Annotated in this window: 7 protein-coding genes; 2 read left to right on the top strand and 5 right to left on the bottom strand. The window is 48.2% G+C overall.

Annotated features, from left to right (window positions below; all coding sequences use genetic code 11):
• From LDL35_RS02805 to carA, 3 genes are all read right to left on the bottom strand, one after another.
• Positions 1–361 (bottom strand): argininosuccinate synthase domain-containing protein (locus tag LDL35_RS02805; protein ID WP_304019285.1); only part of this gene is annotated, 361 nt, incomplete at its 3' end.
• Between the two features lie 81 nt (positions 362–442).
• Positions 443–3,613, bottom strand: coding sequence for a carbamoyl-phosphate synthase large subunit (gene carB / locus LDL35_RS02800; protein WP_304019283.1), 3,171 nt, complete (start codon positions 3,611–3,613; stop codon positions 443–445).
• Positions 3,613–4,668 carry a glutamine-hydrolyzing carbamoyl-phosphate synthase small subunit gene (gene carA, locus LDL35_RS02795; protein WP_304019282.1) on the bottom strand — a complete coding sequence of 352 codons (1,056 nt, stop codon included), beginning with the start codon at positions 4,666–4,668 and terminating at the stop codon, positions 3,613–3,615. The genes carB and carA overlap by 1 nt, the downstream gene beginning before the upstream one ends.
• Before the next feature lie 184 nt (positions 4,669–4,852).
• On the opposite strand from carA, the gene LDL35_RS02790 reads away from it, so the two are divergent.
• Both LDL35_RS02790 and LDL35_RS02785 read left to right on the top strand, forming a co-directional pair.
• Positions 4,853–5,398 carry a pyruvoyl-dependent arginine decarboxylase gene (locus tag LDL35_RS02790; RefSeq protein ID WP_304019281.1) on the top strand — a complete coding sequence of 182 codons (546 nt, stop codon included), beginning with the start codon at positions 4,853–4,855 and terminating at the stop codon, positions 5,396–5,398.
• Positions 5,399–5,516: 118 nt separating this feature from the next.
• Complete coding sequence (locus LDL35_RS02785) at positions 5,517–7,157, top strand: tetratricopeptide repeat protein (protein WP_304019280.1); 1,641 nt, start codon at positions 5,517–5,519, stop codon at positions 7,155–7,157.
• 6 nt (positions 7,158–7,163) lie between these two features.
• Here LDL35_RS02785 and LDL35_RS02780 read toward each other — a convergent pair whose 3' ends face one another.
• Together LDL35_RS02780 and LDL35_RS02775 are read right to left on the bottom strand one after the other, a co-directional pair.
• Positions 7,164–7,664 (bottom strand): chemotaxis protein CheD, encoded by a 501-nt coding sequence (locus LDL35_RS02780; protein ID WP_011447185.1) that lies wholly within the window; start codon positions 7,662–7,664, stop codon positions 7,164–7,166.
• A 5-nt stretch (positions 7,665–7,669) separates the two neighbouring features.
• Positions 7,670–10,094 (bottom strand): ATP-binding protein (locus tag LDL35_RS02775; RefSeq protein WP_304019277.1); only part of this gene is annotated, 2,425 nt, incomplete at its 5' end.

Here is a 10,094-nt window from a genome sequence, read left to right as displayed (position 1 = left end):
TCCCGGTACACCCATGTGCAACCGCAGTAGCCCCTTCTTTTTTTGCTATCTCAACCACTGCTTCGGCAATTACCGGACGGGCAAGAGAGGTCCCCATCGGGTACCCTTCATAGAGGCCGTTTGCCTTGATTGAAGGCATCAGGCACCGGTCAACAAACTGATCGATCAGATCCAGAGTATAGTGTTTGTCTGCAAATCTCTTCCCCTTCTCTTCGGCTACGGAGATCTCTTCTTTCCGCTGACCGACATCAGCAGCAACCGTAACAACCCGGTCATACCCGTAATCTTCTTTTAAAAGAGGAATGCAGATTGACGTATCAAGACCGCCGGAATATGCAAGTACTACTGTTCCTTTTCCCATGAAATTTCACCGGTTTATCTCCTACATATGAGTGCCTGAAGAAGAAAAAACCGCACGTAAAAAATAGTTTGTATGAAGTATTCAGCAACCGATATAATGCTGCAGGGGTTCAATTGTCAGGTTCTCTTCCCTGACTGAATTGATAGCTTCTGCAGCTGCCACCGCCGCCTGCAGAGTGGTGATGTAGGGTGTCCCGTAATCTACAGCGACCCGCATTATCTGCTGATGATCATGGCGTGACTGCTTGTCAGCGAAATTATTGATGATAAGGCTGATCTCTCCGGCTCTCAGCATATCAAGCACATTCGGAGACCCTTCAGCAATCTTTCTGACAAGGTTTGCGGTAACACCCCTTTCTGCAAAGAATTCAACGGTCCCCGATGTTGCATAGATAGAGAGACCATTTTCAGTAAACGTCTTTGCAACCTGAAGTATCTGATCCTTAAGATCATCGGTTACAGATATGAAGACGTTCCCTGATTTCGGGAGCCGATTATGAGCGGCAATACTGGCCTTGTAATATGCCCGGCCAAAGTCATAATCGATCCCCATGACCTCTCCGGTGGATTTCATCTCAGGCCCAAGGACCGTGTCAACACCGGGGAGTTTGTTAAAGGGAAGCAGAACTTCCTTTACGGCAACATGGGAGACCTCCATCTCCTTGTATGGCATATCAGCAAGTCGTTCACCCATCATCACACGCGCAGCCATCTTTGCCAGTGGTATACCTACTGACTTTGCCACAAAGGGAACAGTCCGGCTGGCACGGGGGTTAGCTTCCAGAACATACACCGTGCTTGCTTGCACTGCAAACTGAATATTTACAAGACCGACAACTCCAAGGCCAAGAGCAATCTTTCTGGTATAATCACGGACATCAGCCAGAATTTCAGGAGAGAGGGACTGCGGAGGGATGACACAGGCTGAATCTCCGGAATGAACCCCGGCGGTCTCAATATGTTCCATGATTCCACCGATGATAACGTCAGTCCCATCACAGACCGCATCAACATCAAGCTCAATGGCATTCTGTAAAAACCGGTCGATAAGAACCGGATGACTCTTCGAGACGCGGACCGCTTCACGCATGTAGGTTGCAAGTTCCGTATCATCATGTACGATCTCCATGGCCCGGCCACCAAGGACATAGGAAGGACGGACAAGAACCGGATAGCCGATTCGTTCCGCTGTTGCATATGCCTCCTGCTCACTATACGCAGATCCGTTTGGAGGTGTCGGAATGGAGAGAGAATCAAGCAGTACACTAAACCGGTCACGATCCTCAGCCATATCCATGGCATCAGGCGTTGTTCCAAGAATCCTGGTTTTCAGGTTTAACCGCTCTATCTCATTCTTTAAGGGGACCGCCAGGTTGACTGCGTTCTGACCGCCAAACTGAACCATGACTCCGTAATAATCATCTTTTTGAAGGATATGCGAGACATCCTCCAGCGTCATTGGTTCAAAGAACAGCCGGTCAGAGGTATCGAAATCGGTTGACACCGTCTCAGGATTGTTATTGACCACATGAACCTCATAGCCATCCTCCCTGAGAGCGGTAACCGCATGTACTGTGCAGTAATCAAACTCAATACCCTGCCCGATTCGGATAGGTCCTGAACCCAGGATCATGACCTTTTTCCGGTCCGAATGGGAAATTTCACAGACTTTATCCCCATAGGTTGAATAGAAATACGGCGTCTGTGCAGGGAATTCAGCAGCACAGGTATCTACCATCTTGTATACCGGAAGACCTACTTTTGATTCGATTTCAGAAACATCCTTTCCGGAATATTGAGCAATTTCATGGTCAGAAAATCCGAATTCTTTTGCCTTGAGAATGGTTGCATCATCAGGATGTGCAGCCAGGGCTTTCTCCATCTCAACAATATTCTGAATTTTTTCAAGCCAGAAGGGAGTTATCCGGGTTATCTCTGCGATCTCATTCAGGGTCATCCCCTGACGAAGAGCGTCAAACAGGGCACCAAACCGCTCATCTGTCGGCCGTGAAAGGATCATCTTCAGTTCAGACAGAACCGTGTGATGTTCAACATCGGTGTCAAGTGAGCGGAGCGCTTTAAGGAAGGCTTCTTCAACACACCGGCCGATTGCCATCACTTCACCGGTAGACTTCATCGCGGTTGTAAGAGTCCGGTCGGCAGTCTTGAACTTGTCAAAAGGCCACCGGGGGACTTTTACGACGACATAATCGATCGAAGGCTCAAATGAGGCGGGCGTCTTTCCGGTGACGGTATTTAAGATCTCATCAAGCCGGAGGCCTATTGCAATCTTTGATGCAACCCGTGCAATCGGATACCCGGTCGCTTTTGAAGCAAGAGCAGATGAACGGGAAACCCGCGGATTAACCTCGATGACACGGTACTCATCATCTCCCTTGAAGGCAAACTGGATGTTACAGCCACCCTGAACATCAAGCGCACGGATGATCTTGAGCGCAGCATTTCTCAGGAGATGGAATTCATCATCACGGAGGGTGAGAATCGGTGCAACGACAACGCTCTCTCCGGTATGAACACCCATGGGATCAACATTTTCCATCCCACAGATGGTGATACAGGTATCATTCGCATCACGCATGACCTCAAACTCGATCTCCTTCCATCCGGCAACACTCTCTTCAATGAGAACCTGATGGATACGGGATTTTCCAAGTCCCAGTTCAACTATACGGCGGAGTTCATCTGGATTGTAGGCAATTCCGCCACCAGCCCCACCAAGGGTATAAGCCGGACGAATGATCGCCGGAAATCCGACGACAGAGGCTGCATGCTCCAGTTGATCCAGGGAACTGACAATAACAGAACGGGGGACCGGTTCCCCGATCCGGTTCATGAGGTCGCGGAATTTCTCCCGGTCTTCTCCTTCATAGATTGCCTTCAGAGGTGTTCCAAGGATCTTAACCCCTTCAAGTGCACCCATCTCCGCAAGTTCTGCCGTCAGGTTCAGACCGGTCTGACCTCCCATTCCGGAAAGAATCCCATCAGGTTTCTCTTTTTTTATGATCTTGGCAATGATATCTGCCTGTAATGGCTCGACATAGGTAACATCAGCCATGTCGGGATCTGTCTGAATGGTGGCAGGGTTAGAGTTCACCAGTACAACTGACACTCCCTCTTCACGAAGGGCGCGACAGGCCTGTGACCCTGAAAAGTCAAATTCTGCTGCCTGGCCAATCTGAATCGGTCCTGACCCGATGAGAAGGACCTTTTTAATGGATGGATCCCGTGGCATCAGACCATCCTCCGAAACATGGTATCAAAATATTTTTCCTCGGTATCATGCGGACCTGCATGTGCTTCCGGATGGAACTGAACACAATAGATATCAAGTGAGGGATCCTCAAAACCTTCAAGAGTCCCGTCATTACAGTTTACATAAGAAATTCTGCACCCTTCCGGAAGGGTATCGCCGTCAACAACAAATCCATGATTCTGGGACGTAATGGAGATACTCCCGTCAATGCATCTGACCGGCTGGTTTGCCCCCCGATGTCCGAACTTCATCTTTCTGCAGTCCGCACCAAGAGAGAGGCCACATATCTGATTCCCCATACAGATACCAAAGACAGGCATCTGACCGATCAGTTCGCGGACTGTTGCTATGGTCGTCTGTGCCTGTTTTGGATCCCCCGGACCATTACTGATGAAGAGCCCATCCGGACGACAGGCAAGAATCTCATCAGCTTTTGCATCATGGGGAAAGACATAGAGGTCGCCGCCCCGTGAAGAGAGAGATTTGAGCATGTTAGTCTTAATTCCAAGATCCAGAACCGCAACTCTGGGTCCGGTCCCCGGATGATGCCAGGGTTTTTTACAACTGACATCAGGGATGAGGGATTGTTGGGTAATATCCGGGGTTTTCTGTGCCATCTCAACCGCTGCCTGCCAGTCATCACTCCCGGTGATAAGAGCTGCACGAACAGTTCCCTGTTCACGAATGCTGATGGTAAGATGGCGGGTATCAATCCCGGATATCCCAAGAAGACCCTGTTCTTCAAAAAAAGAGTGGAGAGGAGGTGATTGCGCGGGTTTCCGGCAGAGTTCATGGATAACACACCCCCCTGCCCAGACACGCGGATTTTGAAAGTTTTCTGTATCGACGCCGTAATTTCCAATTAACGGATAGGTGAAAAGAAGAATCTGACCATGATAACTCGGATCAGTGAGAGCTTCCATGTATCCGGTCATCTGGGTTGTAAACACGAGTTCGCCTCCTGTTTCACCCTCAACTCCAAAGCCCTCTCCGAAGAAATATCGTCCATTCTCGAGTCCGAGCACTGCCTTCATGGTGAATATCCCATATGTGTTAGCCTGATAAGATTATAAGGTACAACCGGATAGGCCCCTCATGCTCTATCTGCGGAATTCAGACACCCGGACTGAAGGCGTGTGCTGACACAATTTTTGACTGTTTTTTGATACCTGTGCAGACGGATTGTTTTTATGGTCAATCACAGCTCATGGATATAGAATGATGGTCCCGCGGAGAGTCTTCTTCACCGGAGGGGTTGGAGTTCATAAAGACCGGCTGGCATCCTTCGAAGCCGCCCTGCGATCAGCAGGTATTGAGATGTTTAATATTGTCAATGTCTCAAGCATTTATCCTCCGAACTGCATCGAGATATCACGGGAGGAAGGCCTGAGTATGTTAAAACCTGGAGAGATCGTGTATACGGTAATGGCCAGGAATGACACCAATGAACCAAACCGCCTGATGAGTGCTGCGATAGGTCTTGCAGTTCCTGAGGAGAAAAACCATTACGGGTATCTTTCAGAGCATCACTCCTATGGGGAGACCCAGCTCCAGGCAGGAGAGTATGCGGAGGATCTTGCAGCAACCATGCTTGCAACCACCCTTGGTATAGAATTTGATCCTGACACGGCATGGCAGGAGCGGGAGCAGATTTACAAAGCAAGTGGCAAGATAATAAAAACGTCACATATCTGCACATCAGAAAAGGGTGACCCGGACGGGCGGTGGACAACGGTCCTTGCTGCAGCTGTATTTGTCATGTAAATACTGTATTGAAAAGGACCATTGAGCAATGTATATAATCTATACACAGAATAATTCTACTATCAGCCTGTATACCCGGTAATTTTTCCGGGGAATTTTCACATATTCATTGATTGCTATGGATGCCGCATTACGCCGGGAGGTCAGAAATCTACTCCGTATGGGTGAATCAGCCCTTGAAAGGAAGGACTATGATCAGGCATCATTTTTATTCAGAAAAGCCTTTACACAGGACCCGGATAATGTTGCTGCGATAATAAATCTCGGGTATACCTATGTAAGGATGGGGCGGTTTTCCCATGCGAGAAAGTGTTTCACGACAGCACTTGATATTGACCCTGAGAACCCGGTCGCACGCAAAAACCTCTCGCTCCTGATGCGCCCCGGACTGAAAACCGATCAATACCGTCCGAAATACCGGTCAAGGCCAGAAGAGGAGATTTATATCAGGTACATGCAGTGGGGGAATCTCCTCATGGACCAGAAAAACTACTATGCGGCGATCCAGTATTTTGAATCCGCCAGTACCATTCACCCGGATTTTATTGAACCGTTTATTAAAATTGGTCTTTCTTACGAGGAACTGGGAGAGTACTCTCTTGCGTGCCGGGCATTTGAAGAGGCTCTCGCAATTTATCCGGCTGATCCGGTGGCAAGAGAGCATCTGGAGCGCTGTCAGTCCTTTGAGGGCCAGCCTAAACGGGAAACCGCATCCATATCTCATAAAACTCCTTCTGAACCGGTGAGAACTGCACCTCTACTGACTGATGATGAGTTATATGAAGAATCATCTGTAACAGAGGAAAAGGCTCCGGAGGGAAAACCAGCTGAACCTCAAAAGCCCCAGAGTGAAGCAGATATTGTAATGTCCATCCTCGCCCAGTACTCTTCTGACCAGGAGCCTTCATCAGAAGAGAGCAGCGAACCAGAGGAAGAGCCATCAAAACCGGCACCGAAATCCAGTATATCTGCTGATGATCCGGTCATGAGCATCCTCATGCAATACAAGGATGAGATCCCTGATGATGGAACCGCTGATACTGAACAAAACCAGGCTGAGGAACAAATTCCCCGGACTGGGGCAGCACCGCTCACCATTACTATGAAAGATAAATCAATCGATGATTTCCGGGTAGACCTAAATGACAATCAGAAAGATGCGCTCAGGGAACTTGGGAATATTGGTGCTTCTCACGCAGCAACCACGCTCTCCACGATGCTGAACACCCCCATAATGCTGAATGTTCCGGAGATTAGTATCGTAGACCTTCGTGCCATTAATGAGCAGATTGAACAGGGTCTTTCTGCCATGGTCGTCTTTACCATGGAAGGTCAGATGGCAAAAGCAGGGTATGTCATTCTCCACGTCCCGCAGGAGTCGGTCATTCAGATGACAAGCATCATGCTTGGACTGCCCATTGAACCTGACCGGCCGCTCAATGAGATGGATGAGAGTGCCATCAATGAGATCGGGAATATCATGGTATCGGCCTTTCTTGATGGCACTGCAGAATTACTGGGAATTATTATGCTCCCCTCACCGCCCAGAACAATTTTTGATCTCCCGAAAAATGTCTTTGATCTGGTGATTAAAGAGAGTAATATTCTCTATGATAATGTTGTCTTTTTCAAGACTGAACTGATATGTGATGAACATGAGCTCAGTCTGAACATATTTATGCTGCCAAACCCGCCGGTCCTGCTTGATATCGTTAAGATGCTTGAAAAGATAATCGAAGATTCAGCGGCAGGGATGTAAAAAAATTTAAATTTCTCTTGTTGTCCCGTCAGCCTGCCTTATGACTAACCGGCCGTTTTCTTTTGGATAATAGGTTACTGTCCTTCCAATGGTCCCGCCCAGGTCTTCCCGGACAATTGGGATGGATAATTCTTTTAAGATGGCCTTGAGTGCTTCAGCATTCCGCTCACCGATATTCAGGTTTCCTGAAAAGTTCTGAAACATGGAGGCGCCACCGGCAAGTTTTGCCTTCAGGTTGCTTACCTTGCTTCCTTTTTGCGTAAGTTCCTTAATCAGAACTTCAACCGCGGTATCAGCGTATTTTCCCGCCCTTTCATTTGGTTTTCCGCTTGATTTTGGAAGCATGACATGGGCAAGACCACCGATCTTTCGTGTTTCATCATGAATTACAAGACCGATGCAGGAACCAAGACCTATGGATGTCATGACAGTATCCCCGGTACTCCATTCACCAATACCGATGATGATGACCTCACGCTGGTCACTGCCGGTAATTGTCTCGCTCATTCAATTCAGCCTGATTTTGCTACCGCTATGACATTCTCCATTCTGGCAAAAATTTCTGCAAGCAGGGATCTGCTTGGAAGGAGGATAATATTTGCTTTAATCTCATGGGTTGCACAGGTCAGTTCGGTCCTGAACAACACCACTTCATCAACATTCTCCTTAATCTCTTGGGTAGCAATAATGGATTCAAGCGCAGCATGAGGCATATCAATGACCATGGAAGGAGGGGAGGGGATCATGATGATATTCAGCAAAGTGGCACATGCATCAAGGAACGATGAGGTCATAATATTCCCGATCTCATTGATGGCACTCCGGTCCATGTCATCAATCTCCCGGTTCAGCTCAGTCGTCCCAATCATGATATTGGTAAGCCTGATGATCGAATCCTCAGGAATGTGCAGTATAAGATACCCTTCACCTTTGATCTGGCCCTGTATCTGAAAGACCGTCATGGCGGCCATGACATCATCAAGATAATTGCGCAGATTCGCGAGATTGACCAGGATGATCTCAGGCACCCGGATCTGTATCATCGTACTCAGAATTGTAGACAGGGTTGTTGCAGCATGAGCTGCGCCAATATTTCCAAGTTCCCTCAGTTCATCGGCCTGTTGTTCACTAATAGCCAGATCTCCGTCTGCTATCACATTTTTTATCATCTTTTTCACCCTCCTTCCGCCTGATTTCCGTCCGGATTTCTGTCCTCCTTCCCGAAGAATTGCCTTCACATCAAGAACCGGCACTACTTCCCCGTCACCTGGAATCGTAACACCACTGACACCCTCACATGCTCCGACAAACTTCGAAAGTGGTTTTATAACCACCTCCTGCTGCCCTTCAATGAGATCTGCGATGATGGCACCCTTTCGGTTCCCATTCTGAAGAACGACGATGACCTCTTCTGACTTGGACCGGCCAAACATATCATCAAGCCGGTAAAGAACAATGATCTCATTCCGCATCAGCAGACCTTCTCCATTGCCGATGTTCTGGATAGGGAATGCAGCAAGGCTTGCAACCTCAGCAACGTTGGTAATCGGGATGGCACAGCGCTTCCCATTGATCCGGATCATCATTACCATCACAATTGCCATCGTCGGAGGCAGGACCAGCTCAAACCTGCTCCCCTGACCAGGAACAGACTCAAGTTTTATTGTGCCCTGTAATGAGGCAATTGTGGTCTTCACGACATCGAGGCCTACCCCCCGGCCGCTGATATCAGTGATCTTATCTGCCGTTGAAAACCCGGGCTGGAAGAGGAGATCATATGCATCCTGATCACTCATTGATGCTGCAATCTCTTCGGTGATAAGACCCCGTTCAATAGCCTTCTTTTTAATCTTCTCAACGTTGACACCGCCACCGTCATCTTCAATGACAATAATGACATTATCCTTGTCCCTGGATGCGGAGAGGGTCAGCCTGCCTTTCGGGTTTTTCCCGTTTGCAATCCTGACATCCGGTGATTCAATGCCGTGATCAAGAGCGTTTCTGATGAGGTGTAATAGCGGATCATTCAGACCGTCCATAACCGACCGGTCAAGTTCTGTGTCACCACCTTCTACCACGAAGTCAACTTCCTTTCCTTCTTTGGCAGCAATGTCACGGACTGTTCGTGGAAACCGGTTAAAGATATGATTCAGCGGAATCATCCGGATATCCATCATCATGACCTGCAGATCAGATACCGACCTGCCGACCATGTTGAGGGTTTCATCAAGTTCTTTAATCTTGTATTGCTGGGCGATCTGCTCAAGGCGTCCACGGTTGATGACCAGATCCTCAACCAGGTTCATCATATGGTCAAGCCGGTCAATATCAACCCGGATATTTTTAACTTCCCGTTTTTTCTCGGCCTTATCTGCTGATGATGCACGGATTCCGGCAAAAGAGGTACTGTCTGAACCTTCCAAAGCAGCTCCGTCTTTTGAAATATCAGGTACTTCTACCCGGACTGAATAATTTTTGATATCTGAACCTTTGAGCAGGGCATGGATCTTCTCCTGTGGCTCGGCTGTACTGAGGAGAATATCCATAATCCCGTTGTATGTATCACTATCCTCGATGATCTCACGCTTTGGAGAGAGATGAGAGATAGTTCCGAGCCCCTCAAGATTCTGAAGGAGCAGCATTGACCGAAGATTGCGCGAATCAACCGAAGATGCAATCTCAACATGGATTTCATACCTGACACCGGTATCTGAAGGACCCTTTGTCAGAGGAATGGAGGGTTCATCTTTCGCCAGGGGAACAGCAGATACTTCAGCAGGTATGGCAGGCTCAGAGATTGTCCGGGTTTTTATATCCGATACACCAAGGATGGTTTCTATTGCACCCTTTCCTGCATTTGTCCGAAATTCCAATGTGACATCCCCGGTGAAATTCTCATCATCCTCAACGATGGTCCGTTCAGGAGAACAGGTAACA

Origin of the sequence: Methanospirillum hungatei (genome assembly GCF_020216685.1) — an archaeon.
In the GTDB taxonomy this organism is placed as follows: domain Archaea; phylum Halobacteriota; class Methanomicrobia; order Methanomicrobiales; family Methanospirillaceae; genus Methanospirillum; species Methanospirillum hungatei_B.
Note: the sequence above shows the minus strand (reverse complement) of the source record. Positions and strands in the feature narration are given on the sequence as shown.